This window comes from [Bacillus] enclensis (genome assembly GCF_001456935.1).
Taxonomy (GTDB): Bacteria; Bacillota; Bacilli; order Bacillales; family Bacillaceae_B; genus Rossellomorea; species Rossellomorea enclensis.
Window position 1 is genome coordinate 24,868 of sequence record NZ_KQ758485.1, and the last position, 23,671, is coordinate 48,538.

Sequence of the window (23,671 nt, forward strand, 5' to 3'; positions counted from 1 at the left end):
TGATTATTTGTTCATTCAAATCGAACATCTGAACAAACAATATAATGATAAAACCGGGACACCGGTCGATGTGTTGAAAGACATCAACCTCGAGATTGACAAGGGGGAATTCGTATCGATACTTGGTCCGTCAGGGTGCGGGAAGTCTACGCTGCTTTCAATCGTGGCCGGACTCACCAAGTCCACGACCGGAGAGATAACGGTCGGAGGAAATCCGATCAAGAAACCCGGAAAAGACCGCGGCATGGTGTTCCAGCAGGCTGCACTCTTTCCTTGGCTCAACGTCAGGGACAACGTCACGTTTCCATTGAAGAAGGAAATGTCAAAGACGGATGCCAGGCAGCAGGCTGCCAAGTATCTACATATGGTGCAGCTTGGAAACTACCAGGACCATTATCCCCACGAACTTTCCGGCGGTATGCAGCAGCGGGTGGCGATTGCCCGGGCTCTGGCAATGGATCCGGAAGTCCTCTTGATGGATGAACCATTCGGTGCACTCGACGAACAGACCCGTTCCCGCCTTCACGGTCAGCTTGAAACCATCTGGATGGAAACGAAGAAAACCGTCCTCTTCGTCACCCACAGCATCTCGGAATCCATCAAACTATCAGACCGGATCATCGTGATGGGCACCCGCCCCGGAACGATCCTGGCAGACATCAAAGTGGAGATCCCCCGCCCAAGGGACGCTCATAAAGAGCAAATGGTACAACTCGAGGAGCACATCATGAGCTACCTGAAGAAGGAAATCGACAAAGTCATAAGTGAGGAATTGGCCCATGAACACAGCTCTTAAACGAATCATCTTCTTTGCAGTCATCATCGCCTTCTGGGAAGGCGGTTCCCGGTTCGGACTTTGGACGGAGGTTGTGCTCCCTTCCCCTACTTCAGTCTTTGAATCGCTGATCGCCGGGATTTCCGATCAGACACTTATCATTGATTTGATTGCAAGTTTCAAACGCCTGTTAATTGGATTGGGGATTTCCCTTCTGATCGGAACCTCGATCGGCGTGCTTTTGGCAAAATCAAAAACGGCCGATGATACGCTTGGATCTGTACTGCTGGCATTGCAGAGTGTACCAAGTATCGTCTGGCTGCCGCTCGCCATCATGTGGTTCGGCTTGAATGAAAAATCGGTCATCTTCGTCGTCATTTTAGGCGGAACCTTCGTCATGGCGCTGAATATCCGGATGGGGATCAAGAATGTATCACCGCTGTTTATCAGGGCGGCACAGACGATGGGATCACGCGGATTGGATCTGTTCATCCGGGTCATCTTCCCCGCTTCGATTCCATATGTAGTGACAGGTTCCCGCCTTGCCTGGGCATTCGCGTGGAGAGCATTGATGGCAGGCGAACTGCTGAGTACAGGACCCGGACTCGGGTACACGCTCCGCTACGCATCGGATTTCGGCGACATGAGTCTCGTGATTGCGGTGATGATCATCATCGGTGTCGTCGGGGCGATTGTGGATCAGCTGATCTTCCAGCGGATCGAGAAGTCGGTTATGAAGCGCTGGGGGCTGGAGTCTTAGGCGGCTGCTTGGCTCTTTCGGCCGCTTTGCCTGGATTTTCGGTTTTGATAATATAATTGGATTTTTGATAAAAAATGGTTGGTTTTTGATAATATATTCCGTTTTTTGATAATAAAAGTGTTGTTTTTGATAATAAACGCTCTCTCATTACACTTTAACGTAATGAAAACCCTGACCAAAAGTCAGTTACTCACCCATAAAACCCATTAGGAGGCTACAAAATGAAAAGAATATTTCTTTTTACAGCGATTTTCTTCCTTTTCACCGGTGTTTTAGCCGGATGCGGAACATCAGGCAAAACGTCCGGATCTTCTTCGGACAAAGAAAAGATCGTTATCGGCTACTTTCCGAACATCAACCACGTCCCTGCCATGGTGGCAAAAGATAACGGCTACTTCGAAGAACAGCTTGGGGACGGTACGAAGGTTGAATATAAGACATTCCCTGACGGTTCATCCTTCATGACCGCCCTTAAAACTGGCGACATCGACGCCGGACTTGTCGGACCGGGACCTGCCATGAACAACTACATGACAGGCGCGGACGTGAAGATCATCGCCGGTGCCTCCACAGGCGGAACCGTCGTACTTGCCAGTGAACAGAGCGGCGTCAAATCAGTTAATGATTTTACAGGAAAATCATTTATCACCCCGGCAGTAGGCTGTACGCATGACGTCCAAGTCGAAACTTTCCTTAAGGAACACGGCATCGAGTCCCAGCGTATCGGCGGAACGATGAAACACGTAACAGGAAACCCTGCTCAATACGCTGCGATGTTGAAGTCAGGTAAAGTCGATATCGCCGTCGCTCCAGAACCATGGGCAGCGGTCATTCAGCAGGAAACCGGCGCGAAAGTCCTCATCGACCATGATGAAGTATCTTTCGGTAAAACCCTTCCTGCATCTGTCCTTGTAGCTTCCGGAAAATCAGTGAAAGAGAACCCGGACCGCATCCAAAGCATCGTGGACGCCCACAAACAAGCAACAGAATTCATCGCTGAAAACCCTGAAGAAGCAAAAGAAATCACCATCAAAGATATAAAGGAAACGACAAAACAGGAACTGAGCAAAGAAGTCGTCGACCAGGCTTGGGAACGAATCGGATTCACATACAAAGTGGACTCTGACGCGGTGCAGGCATTCGCCGACTCATCATACGAACTGAAATTCCTAAAAGAAAAACCAAAATTCACAGACCTGATCGACACACAATTCATCGACTAATTTGAAGGCCCGTCCCTCGTCGCTTTAACGCGGTGAAGGGGCGGACCTTTGTTGTAAGGGGGAGATTATGATGAAGAGGTTATGGTTGGTTGTGCTGGCTGGATTATTTGCGGCTTCACTCGCTGGCTGCGGTAAGGGAAATGTGGAAGAATCATTTCCGATGAGCGTCGAAATCGGGGAGCTTGAGGCTGTAAATCAGAACGGCGACACGGTGAAGCTTTCGGAACTTAATGAGGATAAAATCGTTATCGCAGACTTTATCTTCACCAATTGTGATACCGTCTGCCTCCCGATGACGGCGAATATGGCGAAGCTTCAAAACAAAATCAAGGAAGCCGGTCTGCAAGATGATGTCCAGTTCGTCTCGATTTCAATCGACCCAGAAGAGGATACACCCGAAACACTGACAGAATACAGCAAACGCCACAGCGCAGACTACAGTAACTGGACATTCCTCACAGGCTACACCCGTGATGAGATTGAATCGTTTGCAAATGTTTCTTTTAAAACTCCTGCTGCCAAGGTGGAAGGGTCAAACCAGTTCGTTCATGCGACTTCTTTTTTCCTGGTCGGTGAATCAGGTACACTGCTTAATAAGTATGAAGGCGTTTCTGACCCTCCATTTGAAGAGATGATCAAAGACATCGAAAAACTAAACTAACAACAAATAAGCTTGATTCCCGATTCAACGGGAATCAAGCTTTTTCTAATTTTCCTGCAGCCATTCATAGAAACCGGCTTTCCTCAGTACCTGATCTGCCTTATTTTCAGAATGGCGAATGGAAACTTCAAGACCTTCGTGTTTCAGCAAACAAACTAAATCCACAAGAGCGGAAACGCCAAACTGATTGATAAAATCCAGCTTGCTGATGTCGATTGAAACCTCCTTGCAGTTTTTAAAATGATATCTATATTCAAGCAAGAACTCATCCAATTTTTCGATCGTAGATGAACCGAGATGCCCGGCCAGAACCACTTTCATAGTCCCGAACCGCGAAGATGCCTCGATGTTCAAGCTTTTAGCATAAAGACGAGTGTGGCCCATATTGATAAATAGATCTTTCCCGGAAGACGGATGGTAAAAGAAACACATTTCCTGCTTGGTTGAAAGATTCATAGGAAGCACCTCTATCTTTTTAGAGTTTAAATTGCTCAGATAGTATTTTTTACCCATGTCACTTCCTACTTAAACATTAAATTTGAGATTTATTTCCTAAATTCAATAAACTTTTTTAATAAAAGTAATATCGTTGAGGGAATCCTTTATTTTTTCTACATTTCACTTATCCTTTTCCTCATAATAATATGTAAATGTATCTTCAATGTCAGATGACCAATAAACAGATGCAGGTTGCTCTACAGGTCTTCCACCGGCGCAATTTGCATAAAACTCCTGTTTATTCTGTTCTTTGATGAACAACTTGCCGGATATATTCTTATGTCCTGACACTTCCAGCTTTCCGGCGACACACACTTTTGAGCCACTGGATACATTCAAATGTTTTCCTACTTTCATGTCTCCTCCGATATATACTTCTGATTCTCCCTCTAAATCAAAGTGTCCATTAAAAATAGCATTTTTACCAACTTCAAGGATTATGTTCTTTGCGTTATTCATGTTTTTACCCATTGTAAACTGACCGTCTACATGAATACTTGAATTATCAAGGTTGTTGTTGTTTCCCGTGAGCGTTAAGTCATTCTGAGAGTATATAAGATCTTTTTGGATTTTCATATTATTTCCTAAATAGGTCTTTGAGGTGGTCAACAAGACTTCTTTACACCGATTGTTCAGACTGACGGGATTCTTACAGCTGTCTGGTACTGTAGGCAGCGTTATTTTTTTCAAGAAATCACCGGTATGCGAATCGCCATTATTTACTGCAGGCATAATCGTTAATGGAATGGTCGTTTCAGCAAATAAGGTGAATCTCTCCTTTTTTTTCACCCCTGTACTTGTGATTTCAATGAACAGGCCTGTATCTCCCGCAGGAGAAATGGTCCGCTTGAGTTCAAACGAAGCGTCTTCCCCGACCTCCACTTTCTCTTCTTTTAAAAAGTCCGGGAATTTAGTAATCATGAGGTTGAAAATCTCTTCTTCATTTAACCCGGCATTTTTGTCCTGAGCGATCTCAGCAAGCACAGCATCCCTCGTTTTTTCCAAGGCATGGAGTATCGATGTTTGATAGTACGGAATACCCATCTCGGCAACAGCCACTGCCTGGTAATTTTTTTCGACCTTGATGCTCTGTTTGGAATTATTGTAAGAAGCAGCCAATAAACTAAGAGCCACTACCATAAATATAGTGATGATCAATAAAGAAAGAACTAGTGCATACCCTTTTTCTTCTCTAATTTTCATGGTCAGAACTGCCTTTCAGTTTATATAAAACAGTAAGTAAAGTGAATTTATCCTGGGGGGCATCTTTCAGGTATAACGTCAGTTCCAATTGCTTTGAGTGGTCAGAACTTTCGTCTATGTCTGCAGTGTAGCAAGTCTTTTCATCAGAAAACGCTGTGATCAGTTGTTTATCATCCGTTTGAGTATTATACACCTCAAGTTGACAGCCGTTATTCACGATCTCATATGAAGGATTGGTTTGGTGGATTCTTGTCAGTTTCATTGAGATTTGATTTGCTTCCTGCTGCAGGGACGTTTGGGAAGCTGCTTTTTTTGAATAAGATATCCCTTGAAAAAGGACATTCCATAAAAGCAGCCCGATTACGGATATAATAGCCAGACTGGCGAGGACTTCTATCAGCGTGAGCCCTTTTTGATCATGGATCATTCTTCGGCCCCCCTGACTGTGATATAACCGTATGTTTCAGTTAAGACTTTACCGGACTTCCCGATTTGGATGGTAACAGGATATGGGCGGTCTTCCCCGGTATCTTTTGCAAGCTTGACTACAACATTGAAGCCTTCTAACTCTTTTTTTAAATAAAAATGATCCAGATCATCAGGTTCTATTTCATAGTCATAGGGACCAGGCGTGGAACCAGACCCTTTTATAAAAGTACTCACTTCGTTCCCTGCATCATCGGTCCAGTGAGCCAATACTTTTTTCGCAAGATTGATTGCCTGAATCTTTTCTTCATTATGCTTATTATTCATGCCGATCTGAGGAAAGAAGGTGATAATGGATACGAGAATAATAGACAATAGGGTAATCGATGCAAGAATTTCCACTAACGTAATTCCTTTTTCATCTTTAAGCACCGGAATTCTCCTTGTTATAGGTTTATTTTACTATATTCTCTTACCATTATATCATCAGCCACGGCGGGTAAGGAAAAGAAATAAAAAAAGGCCTGCACCTCTACTCAGGGCAGACCTTCTCTTATGACGGTATCGTCGGCATGCTGGAATGGAGCGGAAGCTTAATCGTAAAGGCGGTCTTTTCGTCAGTCGAAAAGCACGTGATTTCTCCGCCGTGCTTCTCAATCAGTTTCTTGCATATAAACAAACCGATTCCCGTTCCGAGCTCTTTCGTTGTATAAAACGGCTCAAATATGGCATTGATGGTTTCCTGCTGTATTCTGGGGCCGTTGTTCGTGATGGATAGATGCAGGGTTGATGCCTGCAGTACAGAGCGGATACGAATTAAACGTTCGCCCTTTTCAATCTGCAGGGCATCGATCGAGTTCATGATCAGGTTCAGAAAAACCTGCCTCAATTCATCCTTATTTCCTGAGATGATCAGTGATTCATCCACTTCAAGTGTGGTTGAGACGTCTCCGGCCAACAGACTCGGATACAGGAATTCCAGCAGCTCTTTGAACATGGCCGAAAGATTGATCTCTTCCCTTTTGCTCTCGATGATTTCCTTCCTGGACACATGGAGAAACTGGGCAATCCGATAATTCAGCTGATCGAGTTCATGCTGCATGATATCAAGATACGGAAGGTCCGGGTAATCATGCTGGAGCAGTTTTGTAAACCCAATGATGGAAGTCAGCGGATTCCGAAATTCATGGACAAAGCTCGAGCTCATCTGTCCAAGGATCGTGAGCCGTTCCTTATGGGTTTGATCAATATAAAGCTCTTTTTCCTGCAGCTGCTTGTCCCGGATGTCCGTGTATTGTTTGACGGCAAGATAAGAGAAGCGGTCGAATAAAGCATTGATATCTTCCAGATACGGCTGAAGCTCCGTCCACTCAATTCCCGAACGGCTGACCCATTTGATGACTTCACTCTTACCGACGTTCACGTTATACACAAACTCGCTGATATTCACATTGGCTTCCACCCGCTCCTGAGCGGTCTTATAAGCGAGTGCCTGGATTTCCTCTTCGGTCAAGGGATTTTTAATGGCACGCTTCACCAGGTGAAACATCCGAAGACCGTTCTGCAGGACTTCTTCTTTATATAAATCCTGTTCTGAAATAACGATATTTGATCTCCAGTTATGCAAAAACTCCGTTGAGTGTTCTTCCAAAAAAGCTATGAGTCTATCAGAAGTACTAATCATCCGCCGGCAGCCCCTTCGTCCCAATTTTCAACGCTCACTCTTTCCTATTATCATAACAGAAATGAGCGGGGTCTGAGACATTTTCTAGTAATTTCAATCCTTTAAAACTCTTCCAAGGCCCTTCCCGCAGTCTACTAAAGTACTAAAGCATGAAAGGCCGCAAGTTTCGCTTGATTTCGACTTTTGCTGGATCGTTGGATTTATTTCGTGTGGCTAAATTTATCGAATGATGATTTTCGCTACCCTAAATTCCCCATGACCTCCTCCTAAGCCAGTCTATTATCTCCAGTAAATTGCCCTGCTTAAGTTCGTTCGATAGATTCATGTATTTTACTAGATTGCTCCCTATACTTAATATCATAATGACAAAGGGAGGAAATAAATTGAAGAAAAGACTAATTGCACCAATCGCACTGTCTACCGCTCTGATCGCTGCCACTCTGCCGCAGGGACAGGCACTGGCTGTCCAGCCTCAGGAACTTGCCGGGGTACAGACCAACTCAGTCAAGCAGTGGAATGAAATAGCAAATGTCCCTCTATTCGTGAAAGAAAAGCATGCAGTGAAACGCATGGCTGCCACATCCAATGATGCTCTCAATTACCTCCAAGAGAAAAAGTCCACACTCAACATCAAAAATCCGAAAGCGAGCTTAAAAGCAAAGAGAGTCGAAAAGGATGACCTCGGCATGACACATGTCCGATTCAACCAAACGAAAGACGGCCTCCCGGTGGAGGGAGCTGAAGTCATCGTCCACTATAATAAAAAGAATGAAATTACCTCTGTGAATGCCTCATACCATCCTAGTGCTGAAAGTGCGGAATTGAACACGACACCTTCACTGTCAAGCAGTAAAGCAGTCGATAAAGCGAAGTCAGCCGTGAAAGCACCAGACAAGCTGACCTACGCGCCGACCTCGGACCTCGTGATCTATCCGTTCGAAGGAAAAGATCTCCTGGCGTATAAAGTGAATGTCAATTTCCTCGGTGAAGCACCAGGTAACTGGTTTGTTTTCATAGACGCGAAAACAGGGGAAGTCGTCGACCAGTACAATGCCATCATGCATGCAGAGGATATCAAAACCCAGACAGGAACCGGGATCGGGGTGTTGGGCGGACATCGTCTCCTTCATATCTCTCAGACAAAAGAGCCAAATCAGGGTACGATGTTCCAGCTGGCCGACTACAGTCATGAGGGGCTCGATGGCATCTTCACATATGACTACTCGAAAAACCGGATTGAAATGTTCAAGGACAAAGATGCAGCATTCACATCCGACTTTGACAGGCCGGCTGTGGATGCCCACTATAACTCCGAAAAGGTCTATGACTATTATTTGAACGAGCATGACCGCAACTCACTTGACGGGGAAGGCATGCCTATTCAGTCGGTCGTCCATTACGGGGAAAATTACAATAATGCTTTCTGGAACGGTACTTACATGGTATATGGGGACGGAGACGGGGAGTTCATGATTCCGCTTGCTGCGGGACTTGATGTTGCCGCCCACGAAATGACTCACGGGGTGACCTCTAACTCTGCCAACCTGCAGTATCGCTTCCAATCAGGAGCATTGAACGAAGCGTTCTCCGATATTTTCAGTGCCTTGATCGATGATAAAAACTGGGAGCTGGGCGAGGACATCATGGCCCCTGCAGCCAAGGAAAGCGGAAGGGAATCGCTCCGTAGCCTGAGTAATCCCAGCAAGTATCCAGTTAACGCAGCGTATGTTCCATATGGAAATGGAGACGGGATGTACCCTTCCCATATGGATGAGTACTATGACCTGCCGCGCAGCCTTGATAACGGCGGCGTTCACATCAACTCCTCCATCATCAATCATGCCGCCTACCTGACGGCTCAGGATATCGGCCGCGAGAAGCTCGGTAAAATCTACTACCGCGCGCTGACCACTTATCTGACAAGCCTGTCTGATTTCAGTGATGCTCGTCAGGCCATCATTCAATCAGCCGTGGACCTTTACGGTGAAGGAAGCGCCGAAGCTGTGGCAGCCGCAGGCGGATTAGATTCTGTCGGGATTACCGAATAACCCTACGAAATAAGCATGAAGGGCTCCCCTTCATGCTTATTTTTTGCATATAAAAAGGCTGTTTTCTAAAAGGTTGTCGCTTCCCTTAATTAGGCTGGTAACATTAATGCAGCTTGTGGACGTGCTCCTTTCGCAAACAAAATTCAACAAGAGACGGCCGTACAACCCAAAAAAACCAAGTTCCAGTATTTTCTTGTAGGTAAAGCAACAAAGTATGCGAAAAGCGCCTATAAAAAAGAAGCCTTTTCTAAAAAGCCTTCTTCTCTCAATCTATTATATTTGGATGGGAGGTGGATCCTCTGGATTGAAAGGCAGCATGCTGGAGTAAATCGCCGGTCCAGGCATTTTTTCTATTGAAGGCGGCAAATCGGCATCATATGAAGAAAAATACGTCAATGTTGCAGACGCCCTTTCCATCTGTGTTCGAAGAACTCTGACTGAACAGGAGACTTCCAGCATCGAGCCGTTTTTAAAATGAACAAATGTCTTTCCATTTGAGTGGGTGAAATTCTCGATGTGGGAACAAAAAAGCCAGGTGCATTCATAATGTTGGGGGGACATGGTGGGAAAAGCAAGTATGTAAGGATCTTCACTGATGATGACAGGCGTTTTTCTGAAATAAGGCAGAACATGCTTCACGGCTTTTACCCTGCCGTCGTAAGAAGCTCCATTTCGCATACACACATCGTCCAGAAGATCCTTGACCGACCTTTTACTGAAGACATGATCGCCCGTCTGATTCAGAATGACGGATTGATATCTTTCGTGATAAGCCGGGTAAATCGCCATCGTATTCATTGTGATCGGGTTTTCTCTTTCTCTCACTCACTACACCATCCTTTAAATGTTGGTAGAAACTTATTTTTCAGAAAAGCCATAAAAATAAGTGACTTTATACCTATTATAACTTAATAGGATAACATTTCCAGTTATTTCTACAAATTTTTACATTTTTTCGTAAAATAAATTTCGTTTCTGACTAAACAATCCCTTTCCAGCCCCTAACGCATGCTTTCCTACTGGCAAAAACACTAAAACCCCAATAAAACAGACAATTCCCCGTTTTGGCGGATCCTCCCCCTCCCTGTATGGTATAGCTACCCGGGAATAACCGAAAGGCGCGCCATTCAGAAGGACCACACACATGGAATCTTTCCATGAAATTCAAAAGCAGTTTGAGCCAATGATTCATAAGATCATCCACTCCCTTCACATTTTCAAGGATCGCGAGGAATTCTATCAAACAGGACTGATCGCGCTTTGGGAGGCAGCCCAGAACTTCAATCCTGAAAAAGGGGAATTTGCCGCATTTGCTTACTCATACATCAAAGGGCGGATGCTGACGGAATTAAGTCAGAAAACAAAGCTTTTTGACCGGCAGGCCTATCCCAAAGAAGAGTTTTGGGAGTTGGTGGAGGATGAATGGTCAGAGACTCCGCTTTCGCGGGAGATTCTACAAGCCTATTGCGAGAGGCTGACGGAGGGACAGACCAAGTGGGTCATGTATACGTTCATGGAGATGTTAACGGTCAGGGAGATTGCTGAGAAGGAAGGGGTTTCGGTTGGCGCTGTGAAGAAGTGGCGGCATGGGGCCAGGGAGCGGTTAAAAGAAAAGAGGAATATCTAAAAAAACAAAATAAAAAAACCTTATTGGTTTGCGGGTGGAAATACCTATTTTAAAAAGAGAAGACTCGGCAGCTGGCTGGCATTGTCATTTGAACAGAAGCCCCTGTAGCTTTGCGTCACCATCTTTCAATGGCTTTGCCCTTTTCACATCAATTCAGGATTCATCCTTACCTAAAAATACGTTTACGGTGAGATTGAAGAACCTTTATGTATATACGATTCTCCTCACAACGGAAGAACTTGATCCCAAACAGCTTCAAAGGAGTCCATATTTCTTTCATATAATAAACCGGCATTCCAGAGCCCCCTTTATTAAATACATTTAATTCCTTTTCTTGTACTATTATACAACAAAAAAGTCTGAATTATCTATACAATTAAATAAAAATTAATAGACAAAAAAAGACAAATTGGGACAGGGGAACAGGTACATTGTCCCGCTTCATTAAACTCGCTTCTACATTATGCCGAGTCTAGTGAGATTAATGATTTGACGGTTCCCCTTCCGGTTTTTGAGCCACTATTAGTCCCTTTTTCCCCAAAAAGTACAACCCAGCATAAAACACTACCCCCGCCATATCATACCCCACATCCACCAAACACCCTGTCCTGTAAAAGAATCACTGTGCCACCTCAGTAAATAAAGCATATCCTGCAGAGATAAGTATGGTCGTCCCAAAGTTATTCACTACCATTAACACAATTGCGGCCAGTAAACAAAAAGCCAGGGCATGGCCCGCTTTTTGATAAATGTAGGAAGGGCTGGTAAATGGATAAGAAGTGAAGTCAAAGAAAGCGGCATAATCCGGATCTGGATTCCACCTGAACCGTGGAATTCCCTCAGAATATAATCGGGTTAGTTTCTCTGTACACGTGAATACAAAAATTACCACAAAATAACAAATGGCAATAGCCCATCTCACATCAATCACTCCCTCGTCATCATCCTTCCCATGACAGGCGAGTGGCATACTGCGGGACAGGGGGACAGGTTCATTGTCCATGAGCGGGACAATGAACCTGTCCCCCTGTCCCAAAATAAAAAAGGCCCATTAAGAGCCTTCAGAGTTAAATATTTTTTAGTTTCATTTCATGGTAAATGATTTTTTGTTGGATTTTCTGTTTAAGCTGAGAGTCTAAACAACTTTCCAGCAATGCCTGATGGTAGCGCACTCTTATAGAATGCCACCTGAACCTTAATTGAAACATCATTTTTTTCATCTTCATAATGTTCCTCCCTCTGTTTCATAAATCGCAGGAGACCGTTTCGGAAACTGGCTGGCTTAGTCATTGACAGTAGCCCCTATTAGTTTTGCGTCATCATTTTTCAATGATTTTGCCGTTATCGTACGAATTATGAATGATTTTATTTGTTAAACACATCCAACTTGATAGTTCAATACTACTACTTTCTGATAGTATCATTATTTCAAGTAAATAAAAGAGGATATTCTTAAAAGAATAGTATAGACTTCCGAATTATACTCAAGTTATGGAAGGGTTTACATTTGAGTATACGATTTAGGCGGTTGATGTATGTGTTTAAGCAATTTCATTTCATGATAATGAATGCTTCCCTGCAATTTCTGCTTTAATTTCAAATCCAGGCAGCATTCAAGAAGTGCATTAAGGTAGGTAATCCTTAAGGAATGCCATTTAATTTTCAGGGTTAAAAGGTATGGTCTCTTCTTCATAAAACACTTCCCCCCTTTTACAATGCGAACTTCAATTTTTAATAAATTCGAACAGTTTGCATGTTTAATGAGGGTGGAAATTAAATACAGGTTGAATGTCCTGAAAATGGGACAATGAACCTGTCCCATTGTCCCATTTTAGATTTCCCTGACAAAGTAATGAAGGAGAAATTGTGCCCAGGCTTCATTTCCTTTTTTGTTTGGAAGGCTTTCGTTTGTCAGATAATCTTTTATTTCTTTTTCATTGGAATCAGGCCAGGATTTCCAATGATCTAGATAAATGTATTTATTTTCTTTGGCGTACTTTTCAAGCTCCTTTTCATCCTCAAGGTAATAATGTGCCCCGTAAATAGGGTTTGAGGGATGGATGATGATGGTCAGGTCGGGGTTTCCCTTTTTAAAATCTTCAAGCATGACTGTAAGATTCTTCAAACGTTTCTTTATCGCGATTTCCTCGATGTCATAAAGCAGAAACGGTTCGATTAGCAGGATATCAGGCTTCTTTTTCACCCATTCTTCCTGGAGGTTTTCTTCCACTATTTCAGTTGATGTCATATTGGCCATTTCCTTGACTGTGACGTTTAATAGAGTATTACCGTAAACATCCATCAGCCTTTTCTCTAACAAATCGGGCCATGCACCCTTTTGTTCGGAAGTTGAGGAGGAACCGAGAATCATGAAATGCAGCGGTTTATCCTGGTTGATTTTCTCCCTGAATTTCTGCTGCAGTTCGGGCGGCAGATAATTCAAGCGATCTAATTTAAGCATTTTTTCTTTATTTGCAGCTGCCTTTTCCGGATCTTCGTTTACTTCCGATTTTACGGACTGCTCCGGCGCTTTCATACTTAGCGTCTCTACTAAAACAGAATTGATTTGTCCATCCCAGTACATCTTTCCGCCTGCTAAAACAGCAAATGTAATGATAAACAGACAAATTAGTAAAAAGTTCTTCACCATCATCCCCCCATATAATCTATGAGGTAAATGATATAGTAGATAGATTACAGAATTTGTATATCTTTGTAGACGGCGGTTCTAAAAGTTACGACAAAAAATTTTTGTGCAAAAAAAATACAGCTACAAGAGCTGCATAAGTTTCTCACCATGATATTGGGATTTTTCACGATACTTGTTGAATTGAGGAGAATCCTTTGTCATCTCCAGCACATAATTAAAACTGAAATACCAAAACTTATGCCATTCTCTTCTAAAATTGCGTAACATAGAACCCCTCCACATTATCAATTTTAATTTCCCTACAACTGTAGATTAACAAAAGTATATTAAGTAAACGTAAATAATATGTTAAACCACGTAAAAATTTTTGGACAAGATTCGGAACAGGGGGACTGGTCCCCTGTCCCATTTTCGATGTTGAATGAACTATAGCGGAGAAAGCATGTGATTTTCATCTGTTTTCATGCTTAGACTGGTGGATGAATATGCTTTTTAGTGTGAGGCTTAATCGTGGTTATCCAAAAAAGGGGGCATAGCATGAAAGAAAAAAGTAAACTCTCAGAAGATATTAAAGCAAAGGATGAAAAATTCGATAAAGAAATGGAACAATATAATTTAGAAATTGAAGTTTTAAAAAAATCGATATTGACGGGTGAAGAAGAAAAGTAACCAGAAACTATTTTCAGTGGTGATATCACCGAATTAAAAACCGTGAACCCAGCAAAGAATGCTTGGGTTCACGGTTTTTTAAAACTTGGTTCAGTAGTGGGACATTGAACCTGTCCCACTGTCCCAATATAGGTGCTTTTTAATTTTATGAAGTCCTGCATTTGTTGTTGTTTGGTTCGTTTTCGTCGGTTCATGACTACTGTGCTTGTATGGTAGAGCGGGAACACTTTGTAACTGTTCCATTGTTGAGGTTGGGCGACATGATCTTTCAGTACGATGGAATGCTTCTTAATCGTATTGAGAGCCTTCAGGGCGTTACTTCCTAAAGTGACAATCATTTTAGGTTGGACGAGTTCAATTTGTTCCAAAAGGTAATGACTGCAATTAGCAATCTCCTTGGTAGAAGGTACCCGGACTTTTTCGTATTTATCCGTTGGGCAGCAGAGTACAGCATGAGTAATATATACCTCATCCCTCGTCAAACCAATATGGTTCAACAGTTCTTCAAAGTTTTCACCTGAAGAGTCCCCGGACATCGGGACGCGCGTTAATTCAGCTCCGGAAGAACCGGGAGCCTCTCCAATAAACATAAGGTCCGCCTCTATATTTCCGTTCAACCTGCTGATTACCGCTTTCTTCTCCGTCATTTTGGGACAAGTTATGCAAGCAGCCGCTCTGGTAACCAGATCGTTAAATTTCGTCCTCTTTCCCCGATTATCCTTAAGGTATCTTCCATACAGAGAAAGGGTAAAAACTCCTTTAGGCATAATAAAGGAAGCTTCAATTTCTTTTTGATCAGGATCCTTGGAGTAAGCATTCTCTATAAACCTACTGATTCCCAGGGAAGTTAGTTTAATCTCCATCTGTTCTCCGTCTGAAACCATGACCGTAAAATCCTGATCATGTTCATAGCGGGTGACCTCTATATTCAGATCACATCCCATCAACATGATCATATCTTTCACCTGGTGATGGTCTTCTGTTTTGATCGTGATACGGGAAGGGTTAAAATTTCGGCATATCTTCAGAAACTGATTTATTTTTTCACTCATTTTTTCAACTTCCTAAACTAATAGTTTTAAAGTTGATTTTACCATATTAAATACATTATTTTACATAATTAGTAATAGTAATATATTCCTGTTTTTGTAAAAATGAGCCCACCATTTGATGGACTCATTAAAATCAGCTGATTCTATTCATACTCCTCAACGAATGGGGAACGGTCACTTCCCCTACTTTCTTAGCGGGAAGACCTGCCACAATCAAGTTTGCGGGTATGTCCTTTGTTACCACCGAATTGGCGCCAACTGAAACATTGTCCCCTATCCGCACAGGACCAAGGACGGCAGCACCGGTGAAAATAGTAACATTATCACCGATCGACGGCTTCAAGATACCGTTGCTTTCTCTATCACGCCCCCCGATAGTGACATTCTGAAAAACTTCCAAGTTCACCCCTGCCTTTACTTTAGGACCAATCACGACCCCAACGGAATGGGCAATCCGAAACCCAGGGCCAATCTCAGCTCCATACGAGATTTCAGCCCCATAAAACAAGATCCCCATTGACCGGAGCAGCCGGGGCAAAACAGGAATATTCTTTTTATACAGCGCATGAGATACCCGGTAAGAAATCACCAGCCAAAAAGTAGAAAAGTTAAATAGACTCACAATCAACCCTTTAGGACTTAAACCGTAAGCATCGTAATCCGACTTAATCAACCTAAACATACAATCACCTCTACAAATGAGTAATTCAAACCACTCTCCCAACATTATAAAAACCAAACATTAAAAACCCAATTCATTAAAGTAAGAGTTTTGTAAAGTTTGGGACAAGGGGACAGGTTCACTGTCCCGCGTTGGATAACCCTTCCAATATCCTTTAAACATCTGTTTATCTCCTTGGCGCCCTTGATGACATTCTTCATTAATGTTAATCAATCGTTTGTTTAAACTTATTTAGATGATTACAGGGGTCGCTTCATCACTCGGATGATGCTTTAGCAGACATAAAAAAAATAGGTGCTTCCCGCAATAAAAGCTGGAAACACCTATTTTTATAGTACTGGTTATTCTATTAGAACGATAACTGCCCCAACCTTCAATGATGAGTGGGACAAGGGACCTGTCCCCCTAGTCCCTTCCTTTCTGATCCACTTTAATGACTAATTCAGTCAACGAATCAATCGTTAAAGTGTCTTTTTATAACTTCAACCCTGATCTGCTCACATACCTTCTAGTTCAGGGTCAGCCAGATGGCTGGCGAGCGTTCTTTAGTCCTCCTTGATGAATAGTGCGTTAGAATTGACGTAAATGGGGTCGGGGTCAGGTCCCTTGCCCACTCACACCATTAACTCAATTGCTCAATACAAGTTTTAATTCCTTCTAATAAGTCCCTATGAGACCAGCTTGGGATTTTCCCGTGCTGAATGGCAAGTTCATGAGATGCCGGGATGTGGATGAATCCTGATGGTATCTCAGTACCATCTTGCTTGATGCGATGGAGCATAGAGTACATAACGTTGTTACACAGATACGTCCCTGCAGTGTTGGAGATTTCTGATGGATACCCGTTTTCTATAAGTTTCTCTACCATTTGACGGATTGGCAGTGTAGAGAAGTATCCATCGGCACCATCTTTATCCGCTATCCGTTCATCGGTAGGCCGGTTTCCTTCGTTATCCGGTTCCCCGTCGCTGCAATTGATGGCGATGCGCTCAGGTGTTATTTTATATCGTCCGCCTGCAAGGCCAAGTGAGATGACCGCATCGGGCTTCACATTTTCATAGTGCTCCAGCAGCTCTTGTCCTGACTTTCTGAAATCAACACTCAAAATCCTGCCGACCACTTTGTACTCACCCAGCTCTTGTCCATCCAATTCTTCCACGATTCTCATCGTCGGATTCACCGGATAATCCAGGAATGGCCTAAAGCCTGTTAATAGTAACTTCTTCATTTCTCTTCACTCCTTCTAACCGTAAAGGTCTTTGTCTTCGCAGCTCAATGACCGATTCAGACGACTCTGCAAAAAAAGAGGTATCGGTTTCTGCAGCCGCTTCGATAATGGCGAGATCAAACAATTTATGCGCCTTCTTGCATATATCCAATGCTTCTCCATACACGGTTTCATCCGCTGCTTCTGATATGATATCTGCACATACCCATTCAGGATATCGCTCAATTCCATTAAATGAATCTTCATTGGTTTCTGTCTTCCATTTATAAAACAGCAGATCGTTTGTTTGTTCAATCGGGAAAATGTCTGGCAGCCATTGATGGCCATACTTTTTCACACGGTTTACCCAATAGTGATTCTTTTCATAAATATCCGTCCCTTTTAACTTCTGATCGATTCGATCTGCAATCACAGATAAATTATGGACATGCCCGGGATACTGCCCCCCGTCAAGCTCTCTTCCTATTCCATAAATCAAGGCATTCGGAATCCAATAAGATACCGGAAACCTTGGAGGGCTGTTGTAGCCTGCAAATGGCTGGACCCACTCGTGGGAAGGGATTCCGTGATCATCAATGATGATATCCGGCGCCCAGCGTTTCATGATAAGGGGGACGACATCCGCTTCCCCGAATACCGTTTTCTTGTAGCGGACATGAGCATATTCCAGTCCAACCGCATTATACCTGGCAGCATGTTGCTTCCATTCTGGATTATCTGCTGTCATCCTGTCATGAAGCCGGGCACCATCCGGGTTCGCACACGGAATCACTACAAGGTTCACTTTTTTCAACAGAGAGGATTCCTCTGTACTAAGTTCCTGCACCAACTCGATGATTGCAGGTGTGCTCGAGACTTCATTCGCATGATGACCTGCTTCGATCAGAACAGTCGGTTTAAAAAGCGAACACTTTATAGGAGAGAAAAACTGCTCTTCAATCCTGTCGACCATTTCAAACACTGGTATTTTTTCACCATTATAGGAAGTTGCAGGTATCCATTGCCGGACGAGCCCTGCATCTAGCTTATGTCGATCAAGCACAGCCCTGAAATCACGTTTAAAATCAGATGTGCCAATATCCCTTTCAAACGTTTTCCCATCTTCAACACGTTCGAGAATCGCTTTTACAGGAGCACCTGATTGATCGAACACTAATTTCGTCGTCACCGCTTCTCCGCTATCCCGCTCTCTCCATTTGTAAGCAGTGATTTTTGCTTTTGGCCTTGAACCCTTTTCTGACTTCATAAAAGGGTAGACTCCCCCTGGGGCAGGAAACCCATTGCCGAATTCTTTTTCTCCTCTTACCGTGAAGTAATCAAGAGTATTAAAGTAAAGATCTTCATGAAGGGCTTCCATGGAGGAAATCCGTTCTTCATCAATGTTCAGCCTGCGCTCTTCCTCGCTCATTGCCGCTTCAATTTCAACCCTGTCAAACAACGGCTTGGTAAACCCCTGGCCCTCAGTCCGGTTCCATGTTTCCTTCCACAATAAAGGCAGAACTTCATGTTGATAATATTGATAAAAAAGCTCCCGATCCGTAGGAAGCCTTTTTTCAAACAGGATGTGTTCCCCATCCTTCACAACAACCTGCCCCGTTGTCGGATAGGTAAACTTCCCCTCTTCCACGTATTTCATCTTTGAGACAGGAATATTCAACGACTCCATTATGAGAAGCTGTCCCTGATCGTCCAATAATTTTACACATATAGTAGACTCCGCCTCATCTATCAAAGAAAAACGTATATTATCTGCTGATATCCCTATCTCTTTTTCTATCAATAAATCCACCGGATACAACTCCTGGATCCATCTGATAGGAAGCTCCAGGCAGTCTTCCCGGCTTTCCTTTACGCACTCAATTTCAATCGAATGAGCATTTCCTTCATATAGGGAAAGCCGGGGCAAAACCTTCTCCTCGATCCATAAGTACGCCGGTTTAAAGGCTGAATGGACTTCCACGTTACGGAGGCCATATTGAGATGCCAGTTCCTGTTTTAATCGATTTCGTTCCGATAACGGCTCTGAAATAAATAATTCAGCTGATAATTGAGCGGGTGAAGCATAGCCTTTTAAGAAGCTGGCCAATTCTTTTTTTGCACGTTCAATCTCAGGTTCTTCCTTCCACTCCAGCTTAAACAACAATTCTTCTTCTTCATTGGCGGTGGGAAGCTGTTCCCAAACTCCAAAATCCCCGCCTTCAGAAACATGAACAGCATTTGCCAAATAACCCATCATGTCCAACAGCGAATCTTCACTGCCTTCCAGCTCCACCCCAGTACCTTTCACAAGAACAGCAGGACTCCCTTTCTGACTGGCCCGACAGCTGAAAGAAAAGCCTCCTCCCTTTCCCGTCGTCATCGGAAAATGAAGCTTCGTCGAGGACATCCCGATCCTAGCCGCCATATAGCAGCACTGCTTCAATAACGAAAGTGAAGGCTCCTGCTGAAAATCAAAAGATACATTCGTTTCTTTTAAAGGAGAGGGTTCTTCTTTCATGAGAAAACCGGATTCATTCCATATATCAGTCAAACCGGTGATGACCATTTTTTTAGATGCTGCTGTATTCTCATCTCTATAAAATGCGTCAATTTTCAATTCATCATTTACAATGACAGCTTTTCCATCCAACTTCACCTTACAAATAGGGTGCTTGTACTCAGCCAGCTCTCCAGGCCAAGCAGCACTCAAGAACAACAATAGTTCATCCAGTTCACTAATCGTCTTATAAAAGAAAACCACTTCCCGACCCTGCAGCGCACAAAAGGTTTCCTCAAGCGAAGAGCGGAACACTACATGCCACTGGGCACGTTCATGACCCAAAAATCCAAAAGACAAGGCTGTGGTTTCGAAACCGAGCCTTCCGCAGAAATCGATCAATCCCTGCGGAACGCAACCTTCTTTCAACTCCATTGAAACATTGACACGGTCAGGTACACCGTCTCCATTTTGATCAGCTAGAAAACCGCCGATTTTCCATATATCCTGAAGTCCCCTCATCTTCTCACCTACACTTTCAGATTCGGATCAAGTTTATCGCGAAGCCAATCACCAAGCAGGTTAAACCCGAGCACGGTCAGCATGATAGCAAGTCCCGGGAATGTCGCCGTCCACCAGGCAGTGCTGATATAGTTCCGGCTGTCGGCGAGCATCCCGCCCCACGAAGGAATTGTAGGGTCCACCCCTAACCCAAGAAACGTCAATGATGCTTCCAATAAAATGAATTCTGCGATGTAAAGTGTTCCAAGCACTAATATAGAAGAAAGGACATTAGGGAAAATATGCTTTCGGATGATCGTAAAGTGAGTCCCGCCGACTGCTTTGGCAGCCTGGACATACTCCAGTTCCTTAACGGAGATGACCTGGCCGCGGATCAAGCGGGCAAATCCAACCCAGTACGTCAATCCAAGGATCAGTACAATCTTCCAAATCCCCGTTCCCAATACACTCATGATGATAATGGCAAATAATATGAACGGAAATGCAAGCTGGATATCGGCAATGCGCATGATGAAGTCATCCAGCCATTTTCCAAAATATCCGGATATGAGGCCGAGTACAGTGCCGAGCACCATTGAAATGATCACACCGAAGAAACCGACCATTAGTGAAATCTTAGCTCCTGCAATGATCCTGCTCAGCAGGTCCCTTCCAAGCTGGTCAGCCCCCAGAAAATAAGTTGACTCACCGGCTTCATCCGCCCAGGAAGGGGGTGCAAGACGTGAAGTCAAACTCGCTTCACCGGGATCCATCGGCGCGATGATGCTAGAAAACAAAGCACAAGCAATGGTGAGCAGAACAAGGATCAAGCCCAGCATTCCGGACGGATTCTTTTTCAAGAAAGTAAGGGTCTTCTTGAATCGGCTTTTTCGTTTGTGACTGATTTTAATATCCTGGTCAGTCTGTACAACAACTGGTTCCATTACTTCTCACTCCCCCCTGCTTTGATACGGGGATCCAGCACACTGTAGCTGATGTCGACAAGCAGATTGACGAACACCATCAGGAGTGCCAGGACAATGACCCCGCCTTGAATAACCGGATAATCACGCTGGTTGATCGCGTCGATGATCAGGCGGCCTACACCCGGCCAGGAAAAGACTTGTTCAATGATGACCGTCCCGCCGAGGAGCGATCCAAACTGGATGCCGAGGAATGTGATGGTCGGAATCAATGCATTCCGAAACGCATGACGGATGATGACACTCCACTCCTTGATCCCCTTTGATCTTGCGGTAGAAATATACTGCTGATTCAGAATCTCAAGCATCGATGAGCGGACCAGCCTCGCTAAAATTCCTGATAAGATCAAACCGAGCGTGACCGATGGCAGAATCAGATGCTTAAACCCATCGAAGCCCGATGAAGGCAGCCACTGCAGATTGACCGCAAAAATGATCATCAGCATGATCCCAAGCCAGAAGTTCGGAAATGAAATACCCAATAACGAGAACACCCTGCCTGAAAAATCAAAGATGGTGCCTCTTTTTACAGCTGAGATGATGCCGATCGGAAAGGCAATCAAAATCGCCACCGCGATTCCGCCCAGAGCCAAAGCAATGGTCGCTCCCATTTTTTCCGTGATCATCCCCCAAACAGGAAGCCCGGTACGGAAGGATTCACCGAAATCAAGGGTAACCAGCCCTTTCAGGAAAATCCCGTACTGAACAATCAATGGTTCATCCAACCCTAAATTGCTTCTCACTTCTTCCACTGCTTCCTTCGTCGGCTCCCCGGCCCCGAACATCACGGTAACGGGATCACCCGTCAAGCGGATCGAGAAGAAGATGATGAGAGAGATGGCAAACACGACAAGAACGGTATGTAGCAGTCTTCTAACAATATATTGCGCCACTGGATGTCTCCCCTTTATCTTGTATTCTAGAAAGGAAAAGGATAGTATGGCTCCCACACTATCCTTTTCTTTCACTCTCTATTCCACACTTACATTCTCAAGTCGCATACGGTCTTCATGAGGTGCCTGGAAATTCTTCACGCGTTTATTCACTGCATATAGATCGACTGCTGAATATAGATTCAATTCAGGTGCCAATTCATGCAGACGTTCAGTCAATTGCATAAAGATTTCTTCACGCTTCTCTTGGTCTGTCGTAGAACGCTCAGCCGCAAGAAGCTCTTCCACTTTTTTATCCTTGAAGCTAGGGTTCCAGAACTCGCCTTCATGGTACATCAAGTAGGCCGTGTTATCGAAGTCAAGCGTCCATCCGCCCCATCCTTGACGATACATATGCCCGGCATTGCCGTTCGGCATTAAATCTGAAGTAAGCGTATTGCTGTCAACTGTTTGAATGTTGGCCTTCAATCCGACTTGTTCGAAATAAAATGCAACAGCTTGTGCAATTTCTTTGAAGTTACCGTCATTACCAGGAATGTAGATGTCGAGTTCAGTACCTTCTTCCACACCCGCTTCTGCTAATAATTCTTTCGCTTTTTCCTGATCAAATGGATATGGCTTAAGATCCGGGTTGTTCCCAAATGAAAGCTCACTCTGGAACGTGCTGATCGGTTTTCCGTACCCGCTCAGGATTTCATCAATGATCGCCTGCTTGTCTACCGCATAGTTGATTGCCTGTCTGACTTTCACATCATCAAGCGGCTTTTTTGCTACATCAAAGCGAAGAGAAAAGGCAGTCGGTGTTCCCACTTCCTGAAGCTCCAGGAAAGAGCTGTCTTCGATGTTCTTCACTTGGCTTACTTCTACACGCTTCATGATATCAATTTCACCAGTCTGTAATTCTGCCAGTCTTGTAGAAGCTTCCGGAATGATACGGAACGTGACTTTATCAAGCTTCGCTCCTTCTTCTTTCCAATAGTTCTCATTCTTCTCAAGAACCGTCTTGCTGTCACGCTTGTACTCAGTCATTTTGAAAGGACCTGTACCGACAGGGTTCGTGTTGAAGTGTTCATCCCCTTTTTCCTCGATATATTTAGGAGGTACGATAACCGCTCCGTATCCTGCAAGTTTCGTAAGCAGCACAGGATCTTTTTCTTTCAAAATAAAGTTAACCGTATAATCGTCGACAATTTCCACATGATCAATTGATGTATAGTTAGCCTGCTGAGGCCCCTTGGCCCCTTCTTCTCCCAATAAACGATCGAATGTGAATTTAACCGCTTCTGCATTGAACTCTTCTCCGTTATGGAATGTTACGCCTTCACGAAGTTTGAATTGTAAAGTCTTATCATCAAGATATTCCCACTCTGTTGCAAGACCAGGTTCTAACTCCAGATCCAGATTACGGTCTACAAGCCCTTCAAAAACGGATGTTGCAATCGTACTCCAATCTAATAGAAAGGTATCGATCGGGTCCCAGTTTTGCGGATCGCCGGAGACACCGATCACCAGTTCATTCCCTCTGTCTTTTGCCGGGTTTTCACCGTTCCCTTTTGATTTTTCTGAACTTGCATCTTCAGAGCCGCCGCTGCAGGCAGCCATCAATAACATTCCGATTAATAACATGGCCAA

At 44.0% G+C, this 23,671-nt stretch carries 23 protein-coding genes and 2 riboswitches; of the genes, 7 read left to right on the forward strand and 16 right to left on the reverse strand.

Going from position 1 to position 23,671, the window contains the following annotated elements:
- Positions 1–7 precede the first annotated feature (7 nt).
- From AS034_RS15285 to AS034_RS15300, 4 genes are all read left to right on the forward strand, one after another.
- The gene (locus AS034_RS15285) at positions 8–796 is read left to right on the forward strand and encodes an ABC transporter ATP-binding protein (RefSeq protein ID WP_058299181.1); all 789 of its coding nucleotides are present in this window, start codon (positions 8–10) and stop codon (positions 794–796) included.
- Positions 780–1,535, forward strand: a complete 756-nt coding sequence (locus AS034_RS15290; protein ID WP_032086777.1) for an ABC transporter permease — start codon at positions 780–782, stop codon at positions 1,533–1,535. Before AS034_RS15285 ends, AS034_RS15290 begins: the two co-directional genes overlap by 17 nt.
- Before the next feature lie 221 nt (positions 1,536–1,756).
- Positions 1,757–2,758, forward strand: coding sequence for an aliphatic sulfonate ABC transporter substrate-binding protein (locus tag AS034_RS15295; RefSeq protein WP_058299182.1), 1,002 nt, complete (start codon positions 1,757–1,759; stop codon positions 2,756–2,758).
- Positions 2,759–2,828: 70 nt separating this feature from the next.
- A complete protein-coding gene (locus tag AS034_RS15300) occupies positions 2,829–3,419 on the forward strand; it encodes an SCO family protein (protein ID WP_058299183.1) in 591 nt (196 codons plus the stop codon).
- A gap of 45 nt (positions 3,420–3,464) precedes the next feature.
- Here the strand turns inward: AS034_RS15300 and AS034_RS15305 are convergent, their stop codons facing one another.
- From AS034_RS15305 to AS034_RS15325, 5 genes are all read right to left on the reverse strand, one after another.
- The gene (locus tag AS034_RS15305; protein ID WP_162266037.1) at positions 3,465–3,875 is read right to left on the reverse strand and encodes an STAS domain-containing protein; all 411 of its coding nucleotides are present in this window, start codon (positions 3,873–3,875) and stop codon (positions 3,465–3,467) included.
- A 162-nt stretch (positions 3,876–4,037) separates the two neighbouring features.
- Entirely contained in the window at positions 4,038–5,120 is a 1,083-nt protein-coding gene (locus AS034_RS15310) for a hypothetical protein (protein WP_058299185.1), read from the reverse strand.
- Positions 5,110–5,547, reverse strand: coding sequence for a type II secretion system protein (locus AS034_RS15315; RefSeq protein ID WP_058299186.1), 438 nt, complete (start codon positions 5,545–5,547; stop codon positions 5,110–5,112). The genes AS034_RS15310 and AS034_RS15315 overlap by 11 nt, the downstream gene beginning before the upstream one ends.
- Entirely contained in the window at positions 5,544–5,978 is a 435-nt protein-coding gene (locus tag AS034_RS15320) for a type IV pilus modification PilV family protein (RefSeq protein ID WP_058299187.1), read from the reverse strand. Before AS034_RS15320 ends, AS034_RS15315 begins: the two co-directional genes overlap by 4 nt.
- A gap of 121 nt (positions 5,979–6,099) precedes the next feature.
- Positions 6,100–7,230 carry a histidine kinase N-terminal domain-containing protein gene (locus AS034_RS15325; protein ID WP_058299188.1) on the reverse strand — a complete coding sequence of 377 codons (1,131 nt, stop codon included), beginning with the start codon at positions 7,228–7,230 and terminating at the stop codon, positions 6,100–6,102.
- A gap of 383 nt (positions 7,231–7,613) precedes the next feature.
- On the opposite strand from AS034_RS15325, the gene AS034_RS15330 reads away from it, so the two are divergent.
- Positions 7,614–9,278 carry a M4 family metallopeptidase gene (locus AS034_RS15330; protein WP_058299189.1) on the forward strand — a complete coding sequence of 555 codons (1,665 nt, stop codon included), beginning with the start codon at positions 7,614–7,616 and terminating at the stop codon, positions 9,276–9,278.
- A gap of 273 nt (positions 9,279–9,551) precedes the next feature.
- Here the strand turns inward: AS034_RS15330 and AS034_RS15335 are convergent, their stop codons facing one another.
- On the reverse strand, positions 9,552–10,103 hold the full coding sequence (locus AS034_RS15335; protein WP_058299190.1) for a competence protein ComK: 552 nt from the start codon (positions 10,101–10,103) through the stop codon (positions 9,552–9,554).
- Positions 10,104–10,422: 319 nt separating this feature from the next.
- Here AS034_RS15335 and AS034_RS15345 point away from each other — a divergent pair, with 319 nt between their 5' ends.
- A complete protein-coding gene (locus tag AS034_RS15345) occupies positions 10,423–10,905 on the forward strand; it encodes a sigma-70 family RNA polymerase sigma factor (protein ID WP_058299192.1) in 483 nt (160 codons plus the stop codon).
- A 63-nt stretch (positions 10,906–10,968) separates the two neighbouring features.
- Positions 10,969–11,054, reverse strand: a riboswitch (cyclic di-GMP riboswitch).
- A gap of 470 nt (positions 11,055–11,524) precedes the next feature.
- Here the strand turns inward: AS034_RS15345 and AS034_RS15350 are convergent.
- From AS034_RS15350 to AS034_RS22780, 3 genes are all read right to left on the reverse strand, one after another.
- On the reverse strand, positions 11,525–11,827 hold the full coding sequence (locus tag AS034_RS15350; protein WP_162266038.1) for a hypothetical protein: 303 nt from the start codon (positions 11,825–11,827) through the stop codon (positions 11,525–11,527).
- A 343-nt stretch (positions 11,828–12,170) separates the two neighbouring features.
- Positions 12,171–12,255: riboswitch (cyclic di-GMP riboswitch) on the reverse strand.
- 481 nt (positions 12,256–12,736) lie between these two features.
- Positions 12,737–13,552, reverse strand: a complete 816-nt coding sequence (locus AS034_RS15360; protein WP_141687739.1) for an SGNH/GDSL hydrolase family protein — start codon at positions 13,550–13,552, stop codon at positions 12,737–12,739.
- Between the two features lie 123 nt (positions 13,553–13,675).
- Positions 13,676–13,822, reverse strand: coding sequence for a hypothetical protein (locus AS034_RS22780; RefSeq protein ID WP_156416148.1), 147 nt, complete (start codon positions 13,820–13,822; stop codon positions 13,676–13,678).
- 270 nt (positions 13,823–14,092) lie between these two features.
- Between AS034_RS22780 and AS034_RS23345 the strand changes: the two genes are divergently transcribed.
- A complete protein-coding gene (locus AS034_RS23345) occupies positions 14,093–14,224 on the forward strand; it encodes a hypothetical protein (protein WP_272867405.1) in 132 nt (43 codons plus the stop codon).
- A gap of 68 nt (positions 14,225–14,292) precedes the next feature.
- Here AS034_RS23345 and AS034_RS15365 read toward each other — a convergent pair whose 3' ends face one another.
- The 7 genes from AS034_RS15365 to AS034_RS15395 all read right to left on the reverse strand — a co-directional run bounded on the left by AS034_RS15365 (position 14,293) and on the right by AS034_RS15395 (position 23,665).
- On the reverse strand, positions 14,293–15,276 hold the full coding sequence (locus AS034_RS15365; RefSeq protein WP_058299196.1) for a uracil-DNA glycosylase: 984 nt from the start codon (positions 15,274–15,276) through the stop codon (positions 14,293–14,295).
- 133 nt (positions 15,277–15,409) lie between these two features.
- Positions 15,410–15,958 carry a serine O-acetyltransferase gene (locus tag AS034_RS15370; protein WP_058299197.1) on the reverse strand — a complete coding sequence of 183 codons (549 nt, stop codon included), beginning with the start codon at positions 15,956–15,958 and terminating at the stop codon, positions 15,410–15,412.
- A gap of 622 nt (positions 15,959–16,580) precedes the next feature.
- The gene (locus tag AS034_RS15375) at positions 16,581–17,186 is read right to left on the reverse strand and encodes a pyroglutamyl-peptidase I (protein WP_058299198.1); all 606 of its coding nucleotides are present in this window, start codon (positions 17,184–17,186) and stop codon (positions 16,581–16,583) included.
- The gene (locus AS034_RS15380; protein ID WP_058299199.1) at positions 17,158–20,184 is read right to left on the reverse strand and encodes a M14 family metallopeptidase; all 3,027 of its coding nucleotides are present in this window, start codon (positions 20,182–20,184) and stop codon (positions 17,158–17,160) included. The genes AS034_RS15375 and AS034_RS15380 overlap by 29 nt, the downstream gene beginning before the upstream one ends.
- 8 nt (positions 20,185–20,192) lie before the next feature.
- Positions 20,193–21,107 (reverse strand): ABC transporter permease, encoded by a 915-nt coding sequence (locus AS034_RS15385; protein ID WP_058299200.1) that lies wholly within the window; start codon positions 21,105–21,107, stop codon positions 20,193–20,195.
- Positions 21,107–22,039 carry a nickel ABC transporter permease gene (gene nikB / locus AS034_RS15390; RefSeq protein ID WP_058299201.1) on the reverse strand — a complete coding sequence of 311 codons (933 nt, stop codon included), beginning with the start codon at positions 22,037–22,039 and terminating at the stop codon, positions 21,107–21,109. Before nikB ends, AS034_RS15385 begins: the two co-directional genes overlap by 1 nt.
- A gap of 78 nt (positions 22,040–22,117) precedes the next feature.
- Positions 22,118–23,665 carry an ABC transporter substrate-binding protein gene (locus AS034_RS15395; protein ID WP_058299512.1) on the reverse strand — a complete coding sequence of 516 codons (1,548 nt, stop codon included), beginning with the start codon at positions 23,663–23,665 and terminating at the stop codon, positions 22,118–22,120.
- Positions 23,666–23,671: the final 6 nt, after the last annotated feature.

Coding starts and splice junctions, on each gene's coding strand:
- AS034_RS15305 (WP_162266037.1), bottom strand. CDS start 3,875: ATGAATCTTTCAACCAAGCAGGAAATGTGTTTCTTTTACCATCCGTCT.
- AS034_RS15300 (WP_058299183.1), top strand. CDS start 2,829: ATGAAGAGGTTATGGTTGGTTGTGCTGGCTGGATTATTTGCGGCTTCA.
- AS034_RS15295 (WP_058299182.1), top strand. CDS start 1,757: ATGAAAAGAATATTTCTTTTTACAGCGATTTTCTTCCTTTTCACCGGT.
- AS034_RS15365 (WP_058299196.1), bottom strand. CDS start 15,276: ATGAGTGAAAAAATAAATCAGTTTCTGAAGATATGCCGAAATTTTAAC.
- AS034_RS15290 (WP_032086777.1), top strand. CDS start 780: ATGAACACAGCTCTTAAACGAATCATCTTCTTTGCAGTCATCATCGCC.
- AS034_RS15310 (WP_058299185.1), bottom strand. CDS start 5,120: ATGAAAATTAGAGAAGAAAAAGGGTATGCACTAGTTCTTTCTTTATTG.
- AS034_RS15385 (WP_058299200.1), bottom strand. CDS start 21,107: ATGGAACCAGTTGTTGTACAGACTGACCAGGATATTAAAATCAGTCAC.
- AS034_RS15375 (WP_058299198.1), bottom strand. CDS start 17,186: ATGAAGAAGTTACTATTAACAGGCTTTAGGCCATTCCTGGATTATCCG.
- AS034_RS15345 (WP_058299192.1), top strand. CDS start 10,423: ATGGAATCTTTCCATGAAATTCAAAAGCAGTTTGAGCCAATGATTCAT.
- AS034_RS15370 (WP_058299197.1), bottom strand. CDS start 15,958: ATGTTTAGGTTGATTAAGTCGGATTACGATGCTTACGGTTTAAGTCCT.
- AS034_RS22780 (WP_156416148.1), bottom strand. CDS start 13,822: ATGTTACGCAATTTTAGAAGAGAATGGCATAAGTTTTGGTATTTCAGT.
- AS034_RS15325 (WP_058299188.1), bottom strand. CDS start 7,230: ATGATTAGTACTTCTGATAGACTCATAGCTTTTTTGGAAGAACACTCA.
- AS034_RS15380 (WP_058299199.1), bottom strand. CDS start 20,184: ATGAGGGGACTTCAGGATATATGGAAAATCGGCGGTTTTCTAGCTGAT.
- AS034_RS15315 (WP_058299186.1), bottom strand. CDS start 5,547: ATGATCCATGATCAAAAAGGGCTCACGCTGATAGAAGTCCTCGCCAGT.
- AS034_RS23345 (WP_272867405.1), top strand. CDS start 14,093: ATGAAAGAAAAAAGTAAACTCTCAGAAGATATTAAAGCAAAGGATGAA.
- AS034_RS15395 (WP_058299512.1), bottom strand. CDS start 23,665: ATGTTATTAATCGGAATGTTATTGATGGCTGCCTGCAGCGGCGGCTCT.